Below are 22,692 nucleotides of genomic sequence, written 5' to 3'. Positions count from 1 at the left end.
TGACAGCCTCTTTCATGGGTCTCTTCCCGGTGGTTTGCTTCAGTTCCGCAGCGGCTTGCCCCGCTGAAGCATGTGTTGGATCCGGTCCTGCGACTTGGGTTCTCCACAGACGCTCAGGAAGGCTTCTCTTTCCAGATCCAGAAAATGCTGCTCGTTGACGTTCCTCGGGCTGCCGCAGTCACCGCCGCAGAATATATGGGCCAGTTTGCTTCCCAGGTGAAAGTCGTAGGGGCTGATGTATGCTCCCCGCAGCAACTGGTGCATGCCGATCTTGAGAGTCGAGAGTGCCGGACGGCCCAGCGCGGGCACCTCCAGCGGTGGATCGGGTTTCCGAAAGCCTTGCCGCACCAGGGTCCGCACCCTCCGCTTGGCGTCGGCGATCAGGCGGTCGGGGTTCATGGTAATGCCGTCGCCGGGGCGAAGGAAGCCCAGAGACCGGGCCTCCGGACCGCTGCCGGACACCCTTGCCTTGGCGATGGTCTCGAAGGATGTGCGCAGGCACGGAAACAGCTCCTGGCCGGCCGCGGACCTCTCCAGGCTCCGCAACACCATTTCCTTGGTGCCTCCCGCTGCCGGAATCAGGCCCACCCCCAGCTCGACCAGTCCCATGTAGGTCTCGGCCGAGGCCTGCACGGCCGAGGCGTGCAAGGCGATTTCGCAACCGCCCCCCAGGGTGAGTCCGAAGGGAGCGACGACCACTGGACAGGGGGAATACTTGATCTCCATGTTGGCCGTTTGAAACAGCCGAATCATGCTGTCGATTTCCTTCCATTTCCGTTCCCGGGCCTTGCGCAGGATTTCCACCAGGTCGGCTCCGGCCGAAAAGTTGGCACCCTGGTTACCGATTACCATGCCGGCAAAGTCGGAGCGCACGACTTGAAGCGCCTCTCGTATCATTTGAAGGGTGTCGTCCCCGATGGTGTTCATCTTGGCGTGGAACTCCAGGCAGAGAACTCCGTCGCCAAGGTCTATCAAGCTGGTCCGGGGACTCTTGCGGACCACCCTTCCCTTCTGCTCTCTGAGTGACGACAGCAGGACCATGCCTTCCGGAACGCCGAGAGGGATATAGTCCCGGGAGGGTCGATCGAAGTAGGAAACGATTGCCCGGCGGCGGTAAAATCGCTTCCCGGGCGTCTCCAGTACCATCCGCACCAACTCCGGTACGCCTCTCCCCTCGGACTCCAGGCGTGCCGCCACTGCTTCGACACCCAGGGCATCCCAGGTCTCAAAGGGTCCCAACTCCCAATTGAAACCCCACTTCATGGCGTGGTCGATGGTGACGATGTCATCGGAAATCTCCGGAATTCGATTGGCGGCGTAAACCATCTCTCCGCTGAGCGTTTTCCAGACCAGTTGTCCGGCTCGGTCGTCAGATTCAATCAATGCCCTCAACCTTTTCGCGGTGTCCGGGACACTCTTGGCCACCGCCAGCGAGGGACACTCGACCTTGCGAAGGGAGCGATACTCCAGGGACTGGGGGTCCAGGACCAGGATTTCCCCGTCCGGCGATTTTCGATAAAAGCCTTGTCCGCTCTTGGCGCCCAACCGGCCTTGCTCAATCAGCCGCTGGATGACATCCGGGATCCTGAAGAGTTGGTGGTGCTCGTCGCCGGGCGCGTTTTCAAAGAGGTTGGAGGTAACCCGGGCGAATGTGTCCAGGCCAACCACATCCAGCGTCCGAAAGGTGGCGCTCTTGGGGCGCCCGATCAGATTTCCGGTCAACAGGTCGACCTCGTCGATTCCATACCCTGCCTCCAGTACCATGCGAAGGAGTTGCTGGAGGGCGAAGGCGCCGACCCGGTTGGCCACGAAGTTGGGAGTGTCCTTGGCGACCACGATGCCCTTCCCCAGGCGATAGTGGCCGAGATGGCTGACGGTCTCGACCACCGATTCCAGGGTTTGGGGGATGGGAATCAGTTCCAGAAGCTTGAGGTAGCGGGGTGGATTGAAGAAATGGGTTCCCAGCCAGTGTTGCCGAAAATCATCGCTCAGCCCCTCGGCCAGGCGGTTGACCGAGATCCCGGAGGTGTTGGAACTGATGATCGATCCTGGCCGGCGGATCCGATCGAGGTCGTTGAGCAGGCGGGCTTTGACGTCAAAGTCTTCCGAGACGGCTTCAATGATCCAGTCCGCCTCTCCCAGCCAGGATCGGTGGTCCTGCAAGTTTCCAACTTGAATGCGCCGGGAATACTCCGGAAGAAAGAAGGCCGGAGGCTTGCTCCGTTCCGCCCGGCGCAGTCCCTGCAGCACCAGCCGCTGCCGGGATTGGGCGTCGGAAGCCGACCCTTCCGTGGATTCCTTCTCGGGAGTCGAATTCGAAGGCGGGATGTCCAGCAGGCAGACCGAAAAACGGGCGTTGACCAGGTGGGCGGCAATGGCGGCGCCCATCACGCCTGCACCGACCACCGCCACCCGTTCAATCCTCTTCTTCATAGGCGTGGCGGTCAGTCACTCCGGCTTGGATGGGCTCTCCGCGTAGAGAGCCTCGATCTCATTCTTAAACCTTTTTTCGACAACTCGACGCTTAACTTTAAGTGTTGGAGTCAGTTCTCCGTCCTCAATGGTGAAGTCCTTTTCTACAGGGATGATTTTTTTCACCGTTTCGAATGAGGCCAATCCAGCCGTCGATTCTTCGACCGCGTTCATGAGAAACTCTCGAATTTTCGGGCTTTGGAGGAGTTCGCCGTAGCTTCCAAAGGACAATCCCTGTTCCCGCGCGTGGTCGGTGATCGTCTCCGGATTGGGGACCACCAGAGCGCACAGGTAGGGGCGCCTGTCTCCCAACACGACGGCATTGAGCAGAACCGGGCTCGATTTGAGGAGCCTCTCGATTGGCTGGGGAGCAACGTTTTTCCCGCCGGCCGTAACGATCAAGTCCTTCTTGCGATCGGTGATCTGCAGGAATCCGTCCGGATCCAGTTGGCCGATGTCCCCCGTATGGAACCACCCTTCCTTGATCACCTCTCGGGTTTCCTCGGGCCTGTTGTAGTAGCCCAGCATCACCGACGGCCCCCGGGTCAGGACCTCGCCGTCTTCGGCGATTCGCACTTCCAGGCCTGGCAGCGGCGGCCCCACCGTTCCGAACCTGAAGCGGTTGGGCAGGTTGACCGCGATCACCGGTGAGGTTTCGGTGAGGCCATAGCCCTCCAGGACCAGGATTCCGGCGCTGAGGAAGAACTCGGCCAGGCTGGGGTCGAGAGGGGCGCCTCCCGAGATAAAGAAACGCAGGCGGCCGCCAATGCGCTGTTGGAGCTTGGCGAATACAAGCTTGGAGGCCAGAAATCGCTGGAATGCCAGGCCGGGGGGTGGGCTGGTCCCCCGAAGGATGTGACGGGTATGGCGCTCCCCTACCCCGAAGGCCCACTCGCCCAGGATGCGTTTCAGGCCGGAGCTGAGTTGCCGGGATTCCATGACTCGGTCGTAGAGCTTCTCGAAGAATCTGGGGACGCAAGCCACCACCGTGGGGTGGACCTCCTGCATGTTGATCGGGACCTTTTCGATGCTTTCGGCGTATGCGATGCTTACCCCGCAATAGAACATGAGGTAGTGCGCCACCCGTTCGAAAATATGGCTGAGCGGCAGCAGGGAAAGGACGCTGTCCTTGTGATCGAAGTCCAATACCCGGCTGAGTTCCAGGACGTTGGCCACGATGTTGGCATGGGAGAGCATGACTCCCTTGGGCGACCCGGTGGTGCCGGAGGTGTAGATGATGGTGGCCACGTCTTGCGGTTCGATGCCTTGACGGACCTTCAGATACCCCTCCGGGTCTTGCTGCCAGGCCTGCAGGCCCTGGTCCCGCAGGCTGTCGAAACTCCGCAGGCTGTCGGATTCCGGTTCTTCCAGGTCCATGACCACCGTGACTTGGAGACTGGGAATCTTCGACTGGATTTCCCGAATCTTCTCGAGTTGTTCCGGCGTGGACAGGATGATGATCTTGACGCCGGCGTCGTTGAGGAGACCCTCGATCTGGTTCGAGGGCAGCGTCGGATAGACGGGAACGTTGATGGCGCCGGCGGAAAGGATGGCGATGTCCGAAACCAGCCATTCGGGCCTGTTTTCCGACAAGAGGGCGATTCGGTCTCCGGGCTCTGCTCCCAGACTCACCAGTCCGGCAATCAGGCCCTGGACCTGGTTGCGGATTTCGGCCGAGGACAGCGGCTGAAAGTCTGCGTCGCGTTTGACCAGCAAGGCGTCAGGCCGACTCTTGCGGATTACGGCTTCCTCGAAGAGATCAACAAGCGTTTGTGGTGCCATGGGTTCCCTCGCGCACTCTCGTTTGTGAAATTGGGGACCATTCCCGGCGGTCGCTCCCGAGCTGGAATTTCCGGTGATTATAGCAAACCCGGGAAGCCCTCCTCGCCGAAGGCTGAATCGGTCTGCCGTCGCCGGAATTTGACTCGGTTTCGAGGCCCTTCGGAACGCCCTTTGAGCGGCCGGCCGATTGGCTTGACGCCTCCTGGCGGGTATGTTAATTTGCCACGCTTGATGCCTCCTTCCGAGACCGCCAGCCCATGACGTCTCCCCTGAAGAAGACGCCCCTGCACCGGTTGCATCAAAGGCTGGGAGCCAGGATGGGCGCTTTTGGCGGCTGGGAAATGCCCATCGAATACTCCGGAATCGTGCGGGAGCATCTGGCTGTGCGGACGAGGGTCGGTCTGTTCGACGTCAGCCACATGGGAGAGATCGAGATCGACGGACCCGGCAGCCTGGCTCTGGTGCAGCAGGCCACCTGCAACGATGCCGGACGCCTCCAACTCGGTCAGATCCAGTACTCCGCCCTGCTCACCGAGCAGGGGACCTTTGTGGATGACATTCTGGTCCATCGGCTGGAAGAAAGCCGCTTTCTCCTTTGTGTCAATGCCGGAAACACCGGCAGGAATTATCACCACATTTGCCGGCAGAACCGATTTGGGGCCCGGGTCACCGACGTCAGCCATCAATACGTGCAGTTGGCCATACAAGGTCCCGAGTCCGAATCGGTCCTCCAGCCTCTGGTCGATCTGGATCTGACTGAAATCGGCTACTACCGTTTCCGACGCGGGCAGATTCAGAACGTTCCGAGCCTGGTTGCGCGCACCGGATACACCGGGGAAGACGGCTTTGAAATTTACTTCCCACCCGTTGCGGCCGAGGCTGTCTGGGAGGCCCTGAGCCGGTCGGGACAGTCCCGGGAGTTGCTTCCGGCAGGACTGGGCGCACGCAATACGTTGCGCCTGGAGGCCAAAATGGCTCTCTACGGGCACGAGATCGATGAAGCCACAACGCCCTGGGAAGCGGGATTGGGGTGGATGGTTCGCATGGACAAGCCTGAATTCACGGGAAAGACCGCCCTGGCCGCCCAACTCGAGACGGGAGTGCAAAAGAAGCTGGTTGGTTTCGAGATGCGGGGGCCGGGAATCGGCCGTGACGGATATGACGTGCTCAGAAACGGCCGGAAAATCGGTTGGGTCACCAGCGGCAGCCCTGCTCCCTTTCTCCAGAAAAACATCGGGCTGGCCTATGTGAACGAGGGTGAAGCCCTCCGGGGCAACCGGCTGGATATACAGGTCAGAAAACGCCTGGTTCCCGCCGAAGTGGTGAAGACCCCATTCTATCGGAGACGGAGGCGTTGACCCGCTTTCCCTGGCTAAATCCCGGAGATCCCCTATGAAACTTCCCGAAGACTGTCGGTACAGCAAACAGCACGAATGGATTCGAGTCGAGGGAGCTGGCGGGACCGTGGGCATTACCGATCACGCCCAAAAGGAGTTGGGAGACGTCGTTTTCGTCGAGTTGCCTGAGATCGGCCATGTCTTTGCCGCCGATGAGGTTCTGGCAAATGTAGAGTCCGTGAAGGCCGTATCCGAAGTCTACGCTCCCGTGGCTGGAGAGGTGGTGGCCGTCAATTCGAACCTGGGGTCCTCTCCCGAACTGGTCAACGAGGACCCCTACGGAGAAGCCTGGTTTGTCAGGATCAGGTTGGTCGATTCCAGTGACCTCGACAATCTTCTCACCGCCGATCAATACCGAAAGTATGTCGAGGAGGAGTCCACCGGCTAGTGTTCTGTCTCAGACATGGGGTTGCCATGTTTCGGAGCGCAACGGCGCCGCATTCCAGGAGCGACGACGAGCCAATGCTATTCATTGCGAGGAGAAGCGACGACGAAGACGGCGCCTTTCCGCCCCAACCCGGAGGGCCGATGGAGGTTCCGGGGAGGGAGAGCACAACGGTGCCTGTTAGATGAATGGCAATGGGCATCTCCTACTGATCGTTTCCCGCTGGGACCTCCATCGGAGATGGCAATCCTGATTCTGAGACTGGACACCAGATGAGATATCTTTCGACCTCCTCGGAGCAGCAGGCTCTGATGTTGAAGGCCCTGGGCCTGCACTCGTTGGAAGACCTGCTCACCTCCATCCCCGAGGCCATCCGTCTCCGCTCCCCGCTCGATCTTCCTCCCGCCCTGAGCGAACCCGAACTGCTGGCTCGATTTGGTGAGCTGGAAGCCGGAAACGCGCCCCGAATTCTTTCCTTTCTGGGGGCCGGGGTAAACCAGCATTTCATCCCCCTGGTGATCGACAGCCTCTGTTCCCGGGGGGAGTTTCTGACTTCTTACACACCCTATCAGGCCGAGATCAGCCAGGGGACCTTGCAGGCCGTCTTCGAGTTTCAAACCTTCATTTGTCAGCTCACAGGAATGGAGATCTCCAATGCTTCCATGTATGACGGAAGCTCTGCTCTGGCGGAGGCGGTTCTGATGGCAAGACGCATCTCGCGTCGGGGGCGAGTCCTGATGGCCAGGACGGTCCATCCGGAATACCGGTCGGTCGTGGAAACGGTCACGCAACATCAGGATTTGACGATTCAAACGGTGGACCATGGAGACGACGGACGCCTCGATCCGGAGGAGTTGGAAGCTCGACTGGGTGAGGATGTCGGTGCGCTGGTGGTGCAATCGCCGAATTTTCTTGGCAACCTGGAATCCCTGGACATCCTGGCCGATCTGTGCCGCCAAAAGGGCGTGTTGCTGGTGGTCAACATCGCGGAGTTGCTCTCGCTGGGGATCGTGCGGCCTCCCGGCTCCGTCGGGGCTGATATTGTGTGCGGCGAAGCTCAGTCAATGGGAATCGCACCCGGTTATGGAGGGCCCCATGTGGGTTTTCTTGCGACACGAGAGAAGTTTGTGCGGAATTTGCCGGGCCGACTGGTGGGTCAGACCGTGGACAGGCACGGGCAACGAGGATATGTGTTGACTCTTGCGACGCGGGAACAGCACATCCGGCGGGAAAAAGCCACCTCCAACATCTGCACCAATCAGAACCTTACGGCGCTGATGGTGACCCTGTTCTGTTCCCTGCTCGGTCGGAAGGGGCTTCGGGAGTTGGCCATCCAGAATGTTGCCAAAGTCCAGTACGGGCTGGCCGCCCTGAGAAGGCTTCCTGTCGACATTTTGTTCGAGGGCCCTCGATTCAATGAGTTCGTGCTGCAATTGAACCGCCCCTACACGGAGGTGGAGGAGAAATTTCATAGCGCCGGCGTGGTTCCCGGTCTACCATTGGGGCGATATGATCCCCGGCTCGAGAATGCCCTGCTGGTATCGATTACGGAGACCAAGAGCAGGGAGGAAATCGATCGCCTGGTGGAACTGGTCGAGGCCGCGGCCTGATGCCGGTCCATCGCTTCATTCCGGTACCGCAATGAGCAACCCACCCATGAAGTTCGCCAGAACCGGCAGACACCTCAACCTGAACGAGGGGTTGATTTTCGAGCGGAGTTCTCCGGGCAGGACGGGTTACGACCTTCCTCGTTTGGATGTCCCACAGGTCGATCTCGGCGCGGCACTGGGAGCCGACAACCTGAGGGAGCCTATCCCCGGGTTTCCGGAGGTCAGCGAGGTGGACGTGGTGCGGCACTTCACCCGTCTCGCCAGCTGGAACTACAGCATCGATGCCGGCATGTATCCGCTGGGTTCCTGCACCATGAAGTACAACCCCCGCCTCAACGAACGGGTTGCCGGGATGAAGGGGCTGGCTGAATCCCATCCTCTGAGTCCCGAGTCGCTGGTGCAGGGCAGCCTGGAGGTTCTGCGTCTGTTGGCGGATTGCCTGGCGGAGATCAGCGGCATGGATGCGGTCAGCCTGCAACCTCCAGCCGGAGCCAGCGGAGAGTTGACGGGCATCCTGATGATCCGTGCCTGCTTGAGTTCACGGGGAAATCCCCGGCGGAAAGTTCTGATTCCCGACTCCGCCCACGGAACCAATCCCGCCAGCGCGGTCATTGCCGGATATGAGGTTCAATCGCTGAAGTCGGATAGCCGTGGATGCATCGATCTCAACGGGCTGGAACGGGCCATGAACGACGAGGTTGCGGCCCTGATGTTGACCAACCCCAATACGCTGGGCATCTTCGAGCAGGATATCGTGAGCATTGCCCGGATCGTCCACGACAGGGGTGGACTGGTCTACATGGATGGGGCCAACCTCAATGCCCTGATGGGAATTACCCGTCCGGGCAGCTTTGGAGTGGATGTCCTCCACATCAATCTGCACAAGACCTTTTCCACGCCACACGGCGGTGGCGGTCCCGGGGCCGGCCCCGTGGCGGTCAAACAGGTGCTGGAACCCTTCCTTCCGGTCCCAACCGTGGAGCGGCGGGAAGACAGGCGTTACTTTCTGAACTGGGATCGTCCCGATTCCATTGGCAAGGTCAAGGCTTTCTACGGAAACTTTCTGACACTGGTGCGAGCACTGGCCTATATCCTGGCCAACGGGGCCGAAGGGCTCAGGGAGGCCAGCCAGGTGGCCATTTTGAATGCCAACTACATCAAGCACCATTTGCGCGATGTTTATGACCTGCCCTACGACGAACCCATTCTTCACGAAGTGGTGTTCTCAAGCAGGCGGCAGACCCGAAATAACCTTACGGTGATGGACCTCGCCAAACGCCTGATGGATTACGGTTTTCACCCACCCACCGTTGCCTTCCCCCTGATCGTGCAGGGGGCCCTCATGATTGAGCCGTCCGAAACCGAGAGCCGGCAGGAGCTGGATCAGTTTATCCACGCCATGAGGTGCATTGCCGAGGAGGCGGATACCGACCCCGACCTCCTCAAACAGGCCCCCCATTCCACCCGGGTGAGTCGTCTGGATGAAGTCCAGGCTGCCAGACGGCCGGTGTTGCGCTGGAAGCCGGACGAGGCGGACGACCAGGACTCTTGAGTCGAAACAACGGATGTCCTGTTGGTTCGAGGCACCCCTCGCCAGTTTATCCTTGACAACCATGGAGGGGGGTCATTATAAAGAAGGGAACTTGGCACTCAATGGAAAAGAGTGCTAATAACTGCCTGTAAACCCTTTATATCAAAGGAGAAAACCCTATGAGTCTTAGACCCCTGCAGGATCGCATCCTAGTTCAGCGAACCGAGCCGGAGGAAACGGTCAGAGGTGGCCTGATTATTCCGGATACAGCCAAGGAGAAGCCCCAGGAAGGAATCGTCAAGGCCGCTGGCAATGGCAAGGTTCTTGAAAACGGCAAGCGATTGGAAATGACGCTGAAAGCTGGAGACCGCATCCTGTTCGGCAAGTATTCCGGCTCCGAGGTGACCCTGGATGGCGAAGAGTACCTCATCATGAAGGAAGAGGATGTCTTGGCGATCCTGGAGTCCGAGTAGGGCCGGCTGGACCGGTAGCGGACAAGCGGTCTCAGCAGGAAAATTTCGGGCCTGCAGGCCCAATTGGATGACTGGTAAGGAGAAAATTCATGGCTAAGCAGATTGTAAGCGGGGAAGATTCCCGACAGGCGGTCCTCCGCGGAGTAAACCAGTTGGCGGACGCAGTAAAGATTACCCTGGGACCCAGGGGACGCAATGTGGTTCTGGACAAGAAGTTCGGATCCCCGACCATCACCAAGGATGGCGTGACCGTGGCCAAGGAAGTTGAACTGGAGGATGGCCTGGAGAACATGGGCGCGCAAATGGTCCGGGAGGTGGCTTCAAAGACCAGCGACGTGGCTGGCGACGGTACCACCACGGCCACCGTGTTGGCGCAGGCCATCTTGCGTGAAGGGATCAAGACGGTCGCAGCCGGGGCCAATCCCATGGCCTTGAAACGCGGCATCGACCGTGCTGTCGAAAGCGCGGTTCAGCAGATTGAGAAGTTATCCAGCCCGGTAAAGGGTGAAATGATCGCCCAGGTCGGCACCATCTCGGCCAACGGCGACTCCGAAATCGGAGCCATCATTGCCGAAGCCATGAACAAGGTCGGCAAGGATGGCGTGATCACCGTCGAGGAAGCCAAGTCCATGGACACTTCCCTGGAGATCGTGGAAGGGATGCAGTTCGATCGAGGATATCTCTCTCCCTACTTCGTCACCGACTCCGATCGGATGGAATGTGTGCTGGAAGACGTTTTTCTGCTGATTCACGAAAAGAAGATCAGCAACATGAAGGACCTGCTGCCCATTCTCGAGCAGGTGGCCAAGGTGGGAAGACCTTTCATGATCATCGCCGAGGAAGTCGAGGGCGAGGCGCTGGCCACTCTGGTGGTCAACAAGCTCAGAGGGACCCTGAATGGTGCTGCCGTGAAGGCCCCCGGTTTCGGAGACCGGCGCAAAGCCATGCTGGAAGACATCGCGATCCTGACCGGAGGCAAGGCCATCACCGAGGATCTTGGACTCAAGCTGGAGAATCTCCGCCTGGAGGATTTGGGGCGAGCCAAGCGGGTCGTGATCGACAAGGACAATACCACCATCGTGGAGGGTGCCGGCCAGTCCGTGGAAATCGAAGGCCGGGTGCGCCAGATTCGCGCCCAGGTCGAGGAAACCACTTCTGACTATGATCGTGAAAAGCTGCAGGAGCGACTGGCCAAGCTGGTGGGAGGCGTGGCCGTAATCAGAGTGGGAGCCGCCACCGAGACCGAGCTCAAGGAAAAGAAAGCTCGCGTGGAAGACGCCATGCATGCCACCCGGGCTGCCGTGGAGGAAGGCATCGTTCCGGGTGGAGGAGTCACCTTCCTCAAGGGGATTCCGGCTCTGAAAGAGCTCCAGCTCGAGGAAGATGAACAGATCGGCGTCCAGATTGTAGTGAGAGCGATGGAGGAACCTCTTCGACAGATCGCCGCCAATGCCGGAATCGAAGGTGCGGTGATGGTCGAGGAAGTGAAGTCCGGTGAGCAGGACAGCTACGGGCTCAATGCGGAAACCGGGGCACTCGAGGACCTGACCGCCGCCGGCATCATCGATCCGGCCAAGGTCACCCGAACCGCTCTTCAGAATGCCGCCTCCGTGGCCGGCTTGCTGTTGACCACCGAGGCTCTGGTCTCCGAGCTTCCGGAGGAGAAAAAGCCGGAGCCGCCCATGCCGCACGGCCACGGCGACATGTACTAGGCTCGCATTTCAGGTGAGAGGCGGTCAGTGCCGGAACTGCCGGCCGGACCGCCTCTTCTTTCTTTCACTCCCGACCTTCCAACACACTTCCCTGCCCCTTTGTCATGAGGCCTTTCACCAGAGTGCATTGGACGGTAACCCTTACAGTCCTGGCCAGTTTGCTACTCCTGTTGATCCCTTTTTGCGGTATGGCCTTCGGGTGCGGCTGCACCTGGCTATGGGATGGAGCAGCCGCCCACTGCAATGTCTTTCAGCCCGGACCACCCGATTGTCCCTGGTGCGCCCATGGAGCCGTGGCGGGCACGGTGGCCACCCTGGGTATCGGCGCCTGCCAACTGCTGCTGGCGTTTCTGACCCTGAAACGAACTGCCAATCCCGTTCTGGCCTCTGTCGTCGGCGTGGCGGCCCTGCTCCCGGCCGGGATGTTTTTTGCCTGGCTGACGCGGCTGCTGGGACTGTAGCTCAAAATTGGGCGAGTGTTGGTGGTTATTGGAACAGTTCGGCATGGGTGCCGACCCGAACAAAGTTAATGGTACCGGCAGGGCCGGGCGAATCATTGAGCTGGTAAATCAACAGGAAGTCACCACCCACATGGCATTCCCGGTAGTTCGACCATGTGCCTTTCAGGGGGTGATCCCTCCGTTCGGGACCGAGGGGAGCATCGTTTGCAATAAGAAGCAGCATAACAGCCTTCAGCCGTTTCATATCGTATCGGCCGGAACGCGATAGCCGTTCCCAATCCCTGAGGAAGTCCCGGGTATAATCCGCCCGGCGCGGCGGGCGAGATCGTTTACTGGCGGCTGGCTTTTTCAAGTTCCGTAAACATCTCCTCCACGCTTCCGAATCGCGTTTTGCCCTGCTTCATCATTTCTTCCGACTCGGCCATGGCCTCTTGGGTCCGTGCATTGGGAACCTTGAGTTCGAGAGGGAAGGCCTGATCGGCCGCGATGCGGTGAAACAACAGGCGCACGGCATCGGAAGCCGACAGCCCCATTGCCGCCAGAGCCTCGGTTGCCTTCTGTTTCAGCTCGTTATCCATTCGGACATGGAGCATGGAACTCTGTGTACTCATTTTATGCCTCCTGTATCTCATTTGAGTTATGCCAGACTACCGGGGTTCTGTCAATAGACCGCGATCAGGCAACCGTTCTGTTGCTGGCCATCTTCGGGATTTTGGCGAAGAATGCGGACTCCTGCGTTGTGTTATGATTCGCTGAAGTTTGTGGATTCCGGTTAATCCTCTACTCCCTGTCGAGAAAAGTGGAGCGGGGCCACGCCCAAAAGTATGTAATCCTTCGTCAGGCTCAAGATGGCCTCCTGATCAGCAATGGTGCGGGGTTCAAACAGCAACTCCTGAGTTCGACGCCTTCGAGGTGGAATCAGCATCATGGCGACCCTTCTGGATGACTTTCTGGCTGGAGAACTGGAGAGCCTGAAGCACAGGAAGCTTTACCGGGATCTCAAGGTTCTGGAAGGACAACAACTGCCACAGGCTCAGTTCGATGGACGGTCTGTGGTCAATCTCTCCTCCAATAACTACCTCGGACTCAATACCCACCCCCGGCTGATGGAAGCCTCGGCTCGGGCCCTGCGTGAGCTCGGCGTTGGATCGGGCGCGGTCAGAACCATCGCCGGGACCATGCGGGTTCACATGGAGCTGGAAGAAAAGATTGCCAGGTTCAAGCAGGTGGAGGCCAGCGTGGTCTTTCAATCGGGATTTACCGCCAACGCCGGCACAGTCTCTTCGATTCTGGGCAAGGGAGACATGATCATCTCGGACGAGCTCAACCATGCCAGCATCATTGACGGTTGCCGGCTGTCGCGCGCTCAGATCCGGGTCTATCCCCACAAGGATACCCGGGCGCTGGAAGGAATTCTGGCCGAGGTTCAATCACTGCCCGGCAGGAAACTGGTGGTCACGGACGGCGTATTCTCGATGGATGGCGATGTGGCGCCGCTCCCCCGAATCGTAGAGTTGGCGGAAAAGTACGGCGCGATGATGATGGTGGATGATGCGCACGCCAGCGGGGTCATGGGCAATTGCGGTCGCGGAACGGTGGACCACTTCGGTTTGCACGGCCGGGTGGACATTCAGGTCGGCACCCTTTCCAAGGCCGTGGGATCTCTGGGCGGGTACGTCTGCGGGAGTCGCGCACTGATCGAGTACCTCTACCATCGCGCTCGACCCTTTCTGTTTTCCACCTCCCATCCTCCAGCGGTGGCGGCCTCCTGCCTGGCAGCCTTTGAGATCCTGGAGGAGGAGCCGGCCCTGATCGAGAATTTGTGGCAAAACACCCGGTTCTTCAAAGCAGGATTGGCTCGCCTGGGTTTCGACACCGGCGCCAGCGAAACACCTATCACCCCGATCATCGTTGGTCAGGGAGAGTTGGCCATGAAGTTTTCGGACCAGCTATTCGAGGAGGGAGTGTTCGCCCAGGGAATCGGTTATCCGACCGTGCCGGAGGAAGAGTCTCGTATCCGCACCATTGTGACCGCCACCCATACCCGGCAACAGCTGGAATTCGCCCTGGAGATTCTGGCCAGGGTCGGTCGCCGGCTGGGGATCATCTCCGGGTAGCCGTGGCCGGATTGTTTCCCTGCTCTCCCCCGATCCATTCATGGCTGCGGACAGGCCGGCATCCGTAAAGAAAGGAAGGCTCATGAAAGAGTTCAATCCCCCTAAGCGAATCCTGATGGGACCCGGTCCCAGCGACGTGGATCCGCGTGTGCTCAGTGCCCTTTCCGCCCCGCTGGTGGGTCATTTGGATCCCTCGTTCCTGAGGGTCATGGATGATATCCAGCAGTTGCTGCGGATGGTGTTTGAAACCGGGAATCGTTTGACCATTCCCATATCCGCCACCGGGAGCGCGGGAATGGAGGCCGCTTTCGTGAACCTGGTCGAGCCCGGAGACCCGGTGGTGGTTTGTGTGAACGGAGTTTTCGGCGAGCGGATGAGCGATATCGTTACCCGCTGTGGCGGGAAGCTGACCCGGGTGGAAGCCGAATGGGGTCGCGGCTTTGACATGGAGGAAGTCCGACAAGCCTTGCATCGGACCCGTCCCAGGATCCTGGCGGCTGTCCAGGCGGAAACCTCCACAGGAGTATTGACCCCGCCTGCCAGGCTGAGGGAGGTCTTGAGGGAGTTCCCGGAAACACTCCTGCTGCTGGACTGTGTCACCTCTCTGGGCGGACATCCGGTGGGCATCGACCAACATGGGGTCGATTTCGCCTATAGCGGGACTCAGAAGTGCTTGAGCTGCCCCCCCGGACTGGCCCCCGTTACGGTCTCGGACCGGGCCGTGGAGAGGATTCGCCGGAGAAAAAACAAGGTGCAAAGCTGGTATCTCGACCTGACCATGGTTGAAAAGTACTGGGGTGACGATCGCACCTACCACCACACGGCTCCGATTTCCATGAACTATGCGCTCCGGGAATCCCTGCGACTGGTTGTCGAGGAAGGGCTCCGGAACCGTTTCGATCGCCACCGCTTGAATCATCGAGCATTGGTGGCGGGGGTGGAGGCCATGGGATTGGAGATGCTGGTCCAACCGGAAGACCGTCTATGGGTCTTGAATACGGTCCGGGTGCCCGATGGAGTATCGGATGCCGCCGTGCGATCCCGGCTGTTGAGGGACTTCGGCATCGAGATCGGCGGAGGGTTGGGACCGCTGAAAGACAGGATCTGGCGGGTGGGGTTGATGGGAACCTCCTCCCATGCGAACAACGTGCTGATGTTGCTGAATGCCCTGGAGCGCATTCTCAGGCAGGATGGGTTCCAAATGGCCCCGGGCAGCGGAGTGGAGGCTGCTTCAGCGGTCTTCGACCAGGATGAGTCAGTTGAATGTTCGGGATAACCCACACGACGAGTGGAGAGTGAAGAGTGGTCAGGAGAGAATTTCGGGAACCGTCAAGCGCCCGCTGACTTGGCTGCGCGTGATTGACGGACTGCGACGAGACCGACACGATGCTTTGCGTGTCGAACCAATAGCTCTTCACTCTCCACTCTTCACTCTCCACTCCCCACTTTTCACTTGGTCGCACCTCCGTTCCATAGGACGGAGCCGCTGATAAAGGGCGAAGCTGCGGAGTTTCGGGCAGGTCAATCGCCGGCCGGGCCGCGGTGGGTCAGCTTTCCGAAAACACCCGGGTCCAGTTGCGGCCGATGGCGTGCCTCTCCCACCTCCCAAACCACCAGATAGACCAGTTTCAGTATTTTCTCCAGCTTGTTGAAGTTGATCTTGTTTGCCGTATCGGTGGTCTGATGATAGTCGGGATGGAAGCCGGTAAACAGGAACAGCGCGGGAGTGCCCTGTTTCAGGAAAGGCCAGTGATCGCTGCGGCGCATCAAGTCCATGGACCTGGCTTCCGCGGGAAATCTCAGATCCAGGCCGGTTCTGGCGTTGCTGCGCTCCATGAGGTCCCGTAGCATGGGAGCCACCGACGCTCCGAAGACGTTCAGCGAATTGCGGTTGTCCCTTTCCCTTTGACCGGGGAGATCGCCCACCAGATTGGCTGCGTGCTGGGCATTCCGCCCGATCATGTCCATCTGGAACATGGCCACCGTCTGTTGGAGCGGCACCGGAGGGCGATTGACGTAGTGTCGAGATCCCAGTAGTCCCATTTCTTCCGCGCCCCAGGCGGCCAGCAGGATGCTTCTCCCGGGTTTGTCCGGGTTTTCCTGGAAGGCCTCCGCGAGTTCAAGCAGCGCCGTAGTGCCGGAAGCATTGTCGTCGGCTCCCCAGAAGATCCGGCCCTTCTCATCCACACCCATATGATCGTGATGGGCTCCCAGGATGATGAACTCGTCCTTGAGAGCAGGGTCCGATCCCGGAATATGCCCAATCACGTTGTATCCCTGGAGTTGTCTCCTGCGATAGGAGACTTGCAGGTCAATTCGCCCTGGGAGGGAAAAGCTCTGAGCCCGACCCGTCCGGTCAATCAGGTCCTGCAACATCCCGAGGGACCGGGACTGAGTTTCGGGTCCGTCCGCTTGCCCCAGCAGACGTTCTCCGGCTGCGAAAGTCATTCTTGCCACCGGAATGGAGAGGGTATCCAGCCGATCCGACAGGTGGGCCCTGGCGTGTCGAAAGTTGTAGCGTGGAAAAGGAAGCTCCTTCCCTGGGGGCTGTACCAGCACCAAGCCGCACGCCCCCCGCGCCGCGGCCACAAGGGACTTCTCGACTGGGTCGGAGTAGTCGGTTGTTCCAACCCGGCGAAAGGCAATGTCGGGAGGGCCTCCGCTGAGCATGATCGCGACCTTGTCCTCGAGGTCGATCCCCTGGAAATCGTCATAGTCAAGATCGGGCGCCGTCAGTCCATATCCGACGAAGACGGCTTGCTTGCCTCGGACCGATGCGTCCGGTCCCCAGGAAGCCGGCAGGAAATCCTCACCACTCTCGAAGGAGACCACTGAACCCCGGGTGTTCGTGAAAACCAGCTGACCGGAATTTCGAGGAAGCGCCTGGCTGATCCCAAAGGAATGGATGTAATCCGTGGATTGGGGTGCTGGGAGCAGGCCATTGCCCTCGAAGACGCTGGCGATGTAGGCCGCGGTAAGCTCGGCCTCGGGGCTGCCCGTCGCCCGCCCCTTGAAATGGGAGGACGATAGAAACTTCAGTCTGGCCCGGATGCGTTCCTGGCGAATGGACTTCAATCCGAGGGCAATCTTTTCAAAGGAGATTGCCTCGAGCAGGCCGGGCAGCAGGAGCCCCAAAACGAGGCTGGGCAACAGCAATCGGGATGAGGTGAGATGGTAGGCTCTTGACTGCGTGGCGCCCTCCGCATTCCAGGCGTCGACTTGGCTAGGACCTTTCCGAGCGCGGCTGGATCCAGCGTTGGTAAGCTTCCGGAGTGTCTACGTCGATCAGGATTTCATCCGACTTCCATTCCAAATGGTGGATCTGCTGGCGATGCTGCCTGACCACAGCGACGGCTCCTTCGTCCGGACTGGCGGCAAGCAGCTCGGGAAACAGTTCCCTGGCGAACAGGACCGGATGCCCTCGCCTCCTTTGATAGCTGGGAATCACAATCGGATGACGCCCTTGGCTGAAGCACCCGATCAGTCCGTCGATCAAAGAACACTCGACCAGGGGATGGTCGACCAGGAACATCATCAAACCGTCGCAAGTCTCGGGGTCCAGAGCCCGGATGCCGGTTTGCAGGGAGGAGAGTTGTCCTTCCCGGTAGCGGGAGTTGATGACGGTTGCCGGCTCCAGGTCCGGCAGACGGCCCAGGATGACTTCGGGCCTGTGACCCAGCACGATCTTCAGGTCGACCAGCCGGGAGGCCCGAATCTGGTGGACGATATGCTCCAGGAAGGTGGTGCCGAAGATCGGGAGCAAAGCCTTGGGCCGCCCCATGCGCTGCGACCGACCCGCGGCCAGGATGATGCCACTGACCCGTTTGTCCATGGGAGTCGTCAATTTCCCGCAGGCTCCTGAGGGTCGAGATCAGAGTCGTCCCGGGGGTAGGAGCCCAGAATCTTCAAGTACCCGGCCAATTCTCGCAGATGGGCCATGGCCCTTTTGCAGTGCCTGTCCTCCAGGCTGCCGGCGAAGTCGACATAGAACAGATATTCCCAGGGTTTGCCGTGCAAGGGACGGGATTCGATCTTGTAAAGGTCGATGTCCCGCAGCGCGAAAACACTCATAGAACGAAAAAGGGCCCCGGGAACATTCCGGATGGAAAAAACAATGGACGTCTTGTTGGCATCGGGCATTTTGTGGCGGCCCCTGGCCAGCAAAAGGAACCGGGTGAAGTTGGCGAAGTTGTCCTGAAGATTCTCTCGCACGATGGTCATGCCATATAGACGGGCAGCCAGGTCGCTCGCGATTGCGGCGCCGTCAAGGATCTTCTCTTCCTTGATTTTCTTGACGCTGCCCGCGGTGTCGTAGGTCGGGATGATTTTCAGCTTACCCAGCCGGGCGGTGTTTCTGCGGCACTGCATGAGCGCCTGGGGGTGGGAATAGACGCGACGGATTTGAGAAAGCCCGACCCCGGGGTTGGCGATCAGGTGGTGCAGGATGCGGAGCTTTAACTCTTTGATAATCGTAAGTCGGTGGCGTAGCAGGAGATCGTAGTTTTGGTGGATGCTGCCGGCCAGCGAGTTCTCAATGGGGATGACCCCGAATGCCGCCTCTTCCCGCTGGACTCTCTGAAATACCAGGTCAAAGGTCTCACAGGGAATCAGGTGGCTGACGCTGGGGAAAAAGCGCCGGGAGGCTATTTCACTGTATGCTCCCGGCTCGCCCTGATAGGCAACCACGCAATCTTGGCCAGGGGGCATGGTGGTTCTGCCTCCGGTAAGTCGAATCCGGGACATGACTACCCTTCAATCCCGGGAGATGAGGGAATGCGGCAGCTCCCGCAGGGAGCCGGCCGGGTTACGGGTTCCGTTGACAAAGTGGAATCCGTTGCTCGACAATGTGTTGCCCTGCATTGGGTCGCCGAGGAAGGCCCATCGAAAGCGATTGTGGCGCCGGGAGGAGCATTCTGATGCGAATTTTGCCGTTTCGGGGTTACCGCTACAACCCAAACCGTATTCCCAATCTGGACGACGTGATCTCCCTGCCCTACGATCAGTTCAAGGGCACCCGGGACGACCGGTTTCACCAGCGGCATCCCTTTAACATCGCTCATCTTATCATGAACCCCCAGACCAGTGAGGATTCCCCGTCCTGGAATCGATATACCCGGTCCAAGTCCTTGTTGGATCAATGGATGAATGAATCGATCTTCCTGCAGGACGATCAGCCCAGCATTTATCCCTACTTTCAAGACTTCTCCCTGGTTGGAGGACCTACCCTGACCCGCAAGGGATTCATAGCCCTGGGCGAAGTTACCGATTACTCCCAGGGTATGGTGCGGCCCCATGAGCGCACCATGACCAGGCCCAAGCAGGATCGCCTGGAGCTGCTGCGCTCCACCAGGGTCGACTCCGGAATCATCTTTGTCCTCTACTCTGATCCGGAAGGGGCGATCGAGGCGCTCCTGGATGAGGCGACCGGAGACCACCCTGCCATGACGGCAGCCGGTCCGGACAGGATGTCGAATCGGTTATGGCAGGTGTCGGACCCAACGGTGATCGCGCCAATCCAGCGGGCCATGCAAGACAAGCCCGTAATCATTGCCGATGGCCACCATCGTTACGAAGTTGCGGTGGAGTTCAGCCGGGAGGCCATGAGGCAGCGGTCGGAGGACCGGGCTTGGGAAAACTATCGATTCAAGCTCTTCAGCTTTGTTCGACTGGAGTCTCCGGCAATCGCCATCCTGCCTATCCATCGCATCCTGAGACATCTGGAAGGGTTTGAGCCGTCCCGCTTTCTTCAGCAACTCGAGTCGTTCTTTTCGATTGAAGCGACCGAGGTCGCCGGCGGCATTTCTTCAGGAAAGCTGGAGGAGTTGCTGCAGCGAATGCAGCAAAAGCAGACCAAGGGGCATGCGGCAATGGGAGTCTATCTGCCCGGGCTGAACCGGTTGGCCCTGCTGACGTTCCTTGGCGAGAGAGCCGATAAACTGGATTGGCCGACAGACAAGTCCGAAACCTGGCGCCAATTGGATGTGTCCATCCTGCAGGTGGCTATATTGGACCGGATACTCAATCTCGGCGAACGGGAAATGGCCCAGGGAAACTTTGTAGAGTATGTCAGCGAGGCCCGCGAGGCGGTCCTCAAGGCGGAGGACGGCTCCTGCCAATGCGTCATTCTGCTGAATCCCACCCCCATGAAGCAGGTCGAGGCCGTAGTGGAGGCTGGAGACCTGCTGCCCCAGAAAACCACCCACTTTCACCCCAAGCTCATGGAAGGCCTGGTGTTCGCCAAGCACCTCTGACCCGCATTTCTCAACTCTCAACAAGGGGCGCCACGAGTACAAACCCCGGTTGGGTGCGACTTGGTGAAAACTGCTGTTTAGCCACAAAAGGCACAATGGGCACAACTTGTGTTTTTGTGCCTTTTGTGGCCATTCCCGGAAAAGATTCTGCCGCGGAATTTTGCAAACCCCTCCTCTTTCCGTCTTTCTCAGGAGCACGTCACGGAACCTTCTCGGGACTATTCCAACCCATGGTGATTCCTCTTTTGGCCTTTGTGGATAACGCTCAGCTATTTCCGGTTACCCCGTTCGCCGGGTGGCTTCCGAAAAAGCACTCGGCTGTTCTTGCCATAGACCGAGCTGGAAGAGTCGAAGATGAATTGGCGGCATATTCCCCGGCGGGCCAGGTCCAGCATGCCCAGCGAGCCCTGAAGGTTGACTCGTTCATACAACCGGGGCTGGGCCGGCGAAGATCGAACGCCAGTTCGCACCGCCAGGTGGGAGCCGATGAAACCGGCGCAGCCGGTCAGCAGAATGGAGGTTCCCGGGGAAATTCCGGGAGTGGGGTCAATGGATTTCCAGCATCCGGTCCACCGCCCGCTTGGCTTTCAGACGGATTTCCTCCGGGACGTCGATGACATATCGGTTCTGAAGGAGTGAATCGAGGGTGTCCTGCAGGGTGATCTGATTCATGTGGGGACAACGAACGCTGCACAGGCGGAGCATCTCCTTGTCGGGGTTTTCGGCCGCGACGTTGTCTGCCATGCTGCATTCGGTCAACAGGAGATAGCGGGGGGACCGAGCCTGTTCCACGAAGCGAATCATGGCCGAGGTGCTTCCCGAAAAATCGGATGCCTCAACCACTTCCGGACTGCACTCGGGGTGAGCCAGGACCACCACGTCGGGGAACTGCCGGCGCACGTTCTCGATATCTTCCACGTTGAACTTCTCGTGGACCTCGCACTTGCCGTGCCAGCCGAGGAGCTGGTAGTCCATGTGAGGATCCTGCTTTTCCTTGGCTATGGGCCTGTCGGTGGGAAAAATAATGTGCTTGCCGCTTTCGCGAGCCACGTTTCTGGCCAAGTATTCGTCTGGAAGAAAGATGACCGTCTCTGTCTTGAACGATTCAATGACCGCCAGGGCGTTGCTGGAAGTGCAGCAGACGTCGCTTTCGGCCTTGATGTCGGCGTAGGTGTTGACGTAGGTCACCACCGGAACACCTGGAAAACGCTCGCGCAACTCCCGGACATCCTCGGCCGTGATGCTGGCCGCCAGGGAACAGCCTGCCTCCAGCGAGGGGATCAGCACCGTTTTCTCCGGGCTCAGGATCTTGGCGGTTTCCGCCATGAAGCGGACTCCGCAAAACACGATGGGATCGCCGTCGGCGGTCGCAGCCAGGCGGCTCAGCTCCAGGGAATCTCCGGTGAAATCGGGTACTGAATGGTACAGCCCGGGTTCCATGTAGTTGTGCCCCAGGATCACTGCGCCCAGGTCGCTCTTCAACTGGTTGATACGGCAAGCCAATTCGGCCTTGGCCCGGATTTCGAAATCGGGCAGGACATCGTGCAGCTTCTCCCGGAGGAGATCATAGGTTTGCAAGGCGTCGTCGGTCATAGGGCTTCAACCTGCCTCCGGGCGGAAACCGGCAGGCAATGAGAACGGTCGTCGTGCAGGAAAACCAGTATAACGCCTTCAATCGTGACCGCGCAACCGCAGCTCCCGGCGCCAGCGGGCGTAGGCGGCGATGTCCTTCCACCTCACGTTGCCCAGACTCTTGTCTCCGTAGGCCGTCTCCATTCTCCATCGAAGGTAGTCTCTGGGTGGTAACGGCAAAAAGGGCAAGCGGCGATACCAACCTCGGTCGCGGAAGGTCCAGCAGATTCGAATGAGTTCCAAGAGAACCATCACGGTCGGATTCCCAAAGCCCGACGCATCCTTCAGGAAAAATCACGCATGGTCCGATCATTGCGGATTTCCCGTTCCAGCCGTTCGGCGAACTGCAAATCGTATTCCTTGTGCTCGGGGGATGGGTGGCAGTCCCGGTACTTCGCATAGCAATGGTAGCAGATGGTCAGCTTGGGAAACTTTCGAAAGTACCGGTCAAAGCCAAGCAGGCCTGGAACCAGGCTGATTCCATAGGTCCAGTAAGCCAGCCCCAGTCCCAGCAGCAGATAGACCAGGCCCATCAGCTTCCGTGGTTCCTCGCGCACGTAGAAGTCTTTCCGGCCGCAGACCGCACAGCAGTCGACACGGTTTTCGGTGAGGTGTGCCTGGGTAAACCGAAGGGGCTGCGTGGTGCCGCAGGAAGGACAGGCCACGGGAGCGCCCTTCTCCTGCGGTCGAGCCTGGATTTCTCCATAGCAGCGCCGGCACAGAAAGGTAATCCGCATGGTCGATCCCCAATGCGTTCCCTGCTCCACGATCAGGACCGGAGCCCTGTTACGCCTCGCCCGTGTTTCTCACCAGGAGGCATGATCATGGCGCAGGAATTTTCCCTTCAGCGCGTGCTCGCGACCGAAGAG

At 59.4% G+C, this 22,692-nt stretch carries 20 protein-coding genes; 10 read left to right on the top strand and 10 right to left on the bottom strand.

Features of this window, described 5'->3' with window-relative positions; translation table 11 throughout:
• Positions 1–39: 39 nt before the first annotated feature.
• Both OXI69_01475 and OXI69_01470 read right to left on the bottom strand, forming a co-directional pair.
• The gene (locus OXI69_01475) at positions 40–2,433 is read right to left on the bottom strand and encodes a 3-hydroxyacyl-CoA dehydrogenase NAD-binding domain-containing protein (protein MDE2664802.1); all 2,394 of its coding nucleotides are present in this window, start codon (positions 2,431–2,433) and stop codon (positions 40–42) included.
• Between the two features lie 15 nt (positions 2,434–2,448).
• Entirely contained in the window at positions 2,449–4,254 is a 1,806-nt protein-coding gene (locus tag OXI69_01470; protein MDE2664801.1) for a long-chain fatty acid--CoA ligase, read from the bottom strand.
• A 257-nt stretch (positions 4,255–4,511) separates the two neighbouring features.
• Here OXI69_01470 and gcvT point away from each other — a divergent pair, with 257 nt between their 5' ends.
• From gcvT to OXI69_01435, 7 genes are all read left to right on the top strand, one after another.
• Positions 4,512–5,612 carry a glycine cleavage system aminomethyltransferase GcvT gene (gene gcvT / locus OXI69_01465; protein ID MDE2664800.1) on the top strand — a complete coding sequence of 367 codons (1,101 nt, stop codon included), beginning with the start codon at positions 4,512–4,514 and terminating at the stop codon, positions 5,610–5,612.
• Between the two features lie 34 nt (positions 5,613–5,646).
• Positions 5,647–6,039 carry a glycine cleavage system protein GcvH gene (gene gcvH, locus OXI69_01460; protein MDE2664799.1) on the top strand — a complete coding sequence of 131 codons (393 nt, stop codon included), beginning with the start codon at positions 5,647–5,649 and terminating at the stop codon, positions 6,037–6,039.
• Between the two features lie 269 nt (positions 6,040–6,308).
• On the top strand, positions 6,309–7,646 hold the full coding sequence (gene gcvPA, locus OXI69_01455; GenBank protein MDE2664798.1) for an aminomethyl-transferring glycine dehydrogenase subunit GcvPA: 1,338 nt from the start codon (positions 6,309–6,311) through the stop codon (positions 7,644–7,646).
• A gap of 46 nt (positions 7,647–7,692) precedes the next feature.
• Positions 7,693–9,198, top strand: a complete 1,506-nt coding sequence (gcvPB, locus tag OXI69_01450; GenBank protein ID MDE2664797.1) for an aminomethyl-transferring glycine dehydrogenase subunit GcvPB — start codon at positions 7,693–7,695, stop codon at positions 9,196–9,198.
• Positions 9,199–9,356: 158 nt separating this feature from the next.
• Positions 9,357–9,650: a co-chaperone GroES gene (gene groES, locus OXI69_01445; protein ID MDE2664796.1), complete on the top strand. Its 294-nt coding sequence runs from the start codon at positions 9,357–9,359 to the stop codon at positions 9,648–9,650.
• A gap of 89 nt (positions 9,651–9,739) precedes the next feature.
• Complete coding sequence (gene groL, locus OXI69_01440) at positions 9,740–11,362, top strand: chaperonin GroEL (GenBank protein ID MDE2664795.1); 1,623 nt, start codon at positions 9,740–9,742, stop codon at positions 11,360–11,362.
• Between the two features lie 122 nt (positions 11,363–11,484).
• Positions 11,485–11,823, top strand: coding sequence for a hypothetical protein (locus OXI69_01435; GenBank protein MDE2664794.1), 339 nt, complete (start codon positions 11,485–11,487; stop codon positions 11,821–11,823).
• A 25-nt stretch (positions 11,824–11,848) separates the two neighbouring features.
• On the opposite strand, the gene OXI69_01430 is transcribed toward OXI69_01435, so the two are convergent.
• Positions 11,849–12,175, bottom strand: coding sequence for a type II toxin-antitoxin system YafQ family toxin (locus tag OXI69_01430; protein MDE2664793.1), 327 nt, complete (start codon positions 12,173–12,175; stop codon positions 11,849–11,851).
• Positions 12,153–12,434, bottom strand: coding sequence for a type II toxin-antitoxin system RelB/DinJ family antitoxin (locus OXI69_01425; GenBank protein MDE2664792.1), 282 nt, complete (start codon positions 12,432–12,434; stop codon positions 12,153–12,155). Before OXI69_01425 ends, OXI69_01430 begins: the two co-directional genes overlap by 23 nt.
• Positions 12,435–12,749: 315 nt before the next feature.
• On the opposite strand from OXI69_01425, the gene OXI69_01420 reads away from it, so the two are divergent.
• Positions 12,750–13,940, top strand: coding sequence for a glycine C-acetyltransferase (locus OXI69_01420; GenBank protein ID MDE2664791.1), 1,191 nt, complete (start codon positions 12,750–12,752; stop codon positions 13,938–13,940).
• A gap of 82 nt (positions 13,941–14,022) precedes the next feature.
• Positions 14,023–15,216 carry an alanine--glyoxylate aminotransferase family protein gene (locus OXI69_01415; protein MDE2664790.1) on the top strand — a complete coding sequence of 398 codons (1,194 nt, stop codon included), beginning with the start codon at positions 14,023–14,025 and terminating at the stop codon, positions 15,214–15,216.
• Between the two features lie 245 nt (positions 15,217–15,461).
• On the opposite strand, the gene OXI69_01410 is transcribed toward OXI69_01415, so the two are convergent.
• The 3 genes from OXI69_01410 to pheA all read right to left on the bottom strand — a co-directional run bounded on the left by OXI69_01410 (position 15,462) and on the right by pheA (position 18,647).
• Positions 15,462–17,090, bottom strand: coding sequence for a M28 family peptidase (locus OXI69_01410; protein MDE2664789.1), 1,629 nt, complete (start codon positions 17,088–17,090; stop codon positions 15,462–15,464).
• A 73-nt stretch (positions 17,091–17,163) separates the two neighbouring features.
• Positions 17,164–17,772, bottom strand: coding sequence for a nucleotidyltransferase family protein (locus OXI69_01405; GenBank protein ID MDE2664788.1), 609 nt, complete (start codon positions 17,770–17,772; stop codon positions 17,164–17,166).
• 8 nt (positions 17,773–17,780) lie between these two features.
• A complete protein-coding gene (gene pheA, locus OXI69_01400; protein ID MDE2664787.1) occupies positions 17,781–18,647 on the bottom strand; it encodes a prephenate dehydratase in 867 nt (288 codons plus the stop codon).
• A 209-nt stretch (positions 18,648–18,856) separates the two neighbouring features.
• On the opposite strand from pheA, the gene OXI69_01395 reads away from it, so the two are divergent.
• On the top strand, positions 18,857–20,191 hold the full coding sequence (locus OXI69_01395; protein ID MDE2664786.1) for a DUF1015 domain-containing protein: 1,335 nt from the start codon (positions 18,857–18,859) through the stop codon (positions 20,189–20,191).
• A 546-nt stretch (positions 20,192–20,737) separates the two neighbouring features.
• On the opposite strand, the gene nadA is transcribed toward OXI69_01395, so the two are convergent.
• From nadA to OXI69_01380, 3 genes are all read right to left on the bottom strand, one after another.
• On the bottom strand, positions 20,738–21,784 hold the full coding sequence (gene nadA, locus OXI69_01390; protein ID MDE2664785.1) for a quinolinate synthase NadA: 1,047 nt from the start codon (positions 21,782–21,784) through the stop codon (positions 20,738–20,740).
• Between the two features lie 78 nt (positions 21,785–21,862).
• On the bottom strand, positions 21,863–22,075 hold the full coding sequence (locus OXI69_01385; GenBank protein MDE2664784.1) for a hypothetical protein: 213 nt from the start codon (positions 22,073–22,075) through the stop codon (positions 21,863–21,865).
• A 32-nt stretch (positions 22,076–22,107) separates the two neighbouring features.
• A complete protein-coding gene (locus OXI69_01380; protein MDE2664783.1) occupies positions 22,108–22,560 on the bottom strand; it encodes a hypothetical protein in 453 nt (150 codons plus the stop codon).
• Between the last annotated feature and the right edge of the window lie 132 nt (positions 22,561–22,692).

The organism is Acidobacteriota bacterium, from assembly GCA_028875575.1.
In the GTDB taxonomy this organism is placed as follows: Bacteria; Acidobacteriota; Terriglobia; order Versatilivoradales; family Versatilivoraceae; genus Versatilivorator.
Note: the sequence above shows the minus strand (reverse complement) of the source record. Positions and strands in the feature narration are given on the sequence as shown.

Bases quoted from the DNA above. Each gene is read 5' to 3' on its own strand.
- OXI69_01475 (MDE2664802.1), bottom strand. From the start codon at position 2,433: ATGAAGAAGAGGATTGAACGGGTGGCGGTGGTCGGTGCAGGCGTGATG.
- OXI69_01470 (MDE2664801.1), bottom strand. From the start codon at position 4,254: ATGGCACCACAAACGCTTGTTGATCTCTTCGAGGAAGCCGTAATCCGC.
- gcvT (MDE2664800.1), top strand. From the start codon at position 4,512: ATGACGTCTCCCCTGAAGAAGACGCCCCTGCACCGGTTGCATCAAAGG.
- gcvH (MDE2664799.1), top strand. From the start codon at position 5,647: ATGAAACTTCCCGAAGACTGTCGGTACAGCAAACAGCACGAATGGATT.
- gcvPA (MDE2664798.1), top strand. From the start codon at position 6,309: ATGAGATATCTTTCGACCTCCTCGGAGCAGCAGGCTCTGATGTTGAAG.
- gcvPB (MDE2664797.1), top strand. From the start codon at position 7,693: ATGAAGTTCGCCAGAACCGGCAGACACCTCAACCTGAACGAGGGGTTG.
- groES (MDE2664796.1), top strand. From the start codon at position 9,357: ATGAGTCTTAGACCCCTGCAGGATCGCATCCTAGTTCAGCGAACCGAG.
- groL (MDE2664795.1), top strand. From the start codon at position 9,740: ATGGCTAAGCAGATTGTAAGCGGGGAAGATTCCCGACAGGCGGTCCTC.
- OXI69_01425 (MDE2664792.1), bottom strand. From the start codon at position 12,434: ATGAGTACACAGAGTTCCATGCTCCATGTCCGAATGGATAACGAGCTG.
- OXI69_01420 (MDE2664791.1), top strand. From the start codon at position 12,750: ATGGCGACCCTTCTGGATGACTTTCTGGCTGGAGAACTGGAGAGCCTG.
- OXI69_01415 (MDE2664790.1), top strand. From the start codon at position 14,023: ATGAAAGAGTTCAATCCCCCTAAGCGAATCCTGATGGGACCCGGTCCC.
- OXI69_01405 (MDE2664788.1), bottom strand. From the start codon at position 17,772: ATGGACAAACGGGTCAGTGGCATCATCCTGGCCGCGGGTCGGTCGCAG.
- pheA (MDE2664787.1), bottom strand. From the start codon at position 18,647: ATGCCCCCTGGCCAAGATTGCGTGGTTGCCTATCAGGGCGAGCCGGGA.
- OXI69_01395 (MDE2664786.1), top strand. From the start codon at position 18,857: ATGCGAATTTTGCCGTTTCGGGGTTACCGCTACAACCCAAACCGTATT.
- nadA (MDE2664785.1), bottom strand. From the start codon at position 21,784: ATGACCGACGACGCCTTGCAAACCTATGATCTCCTCCGGGAGAAGCTG.
- OXI69_01385 (MDE2664784.1), bottom strand. From the start codon at position 22,075: ATGGTTCTCTTGGAACTCATTCGAATCTGCTGGACCTTCCGCGACCGA.
- OXI69_01380 (MDE2664783.1), bottom strand. From the start codon at position 22,560: ATGCGGATTACCTTTCTGTGCCGGCGCTGCTATGGAGAAATCCAGGCT.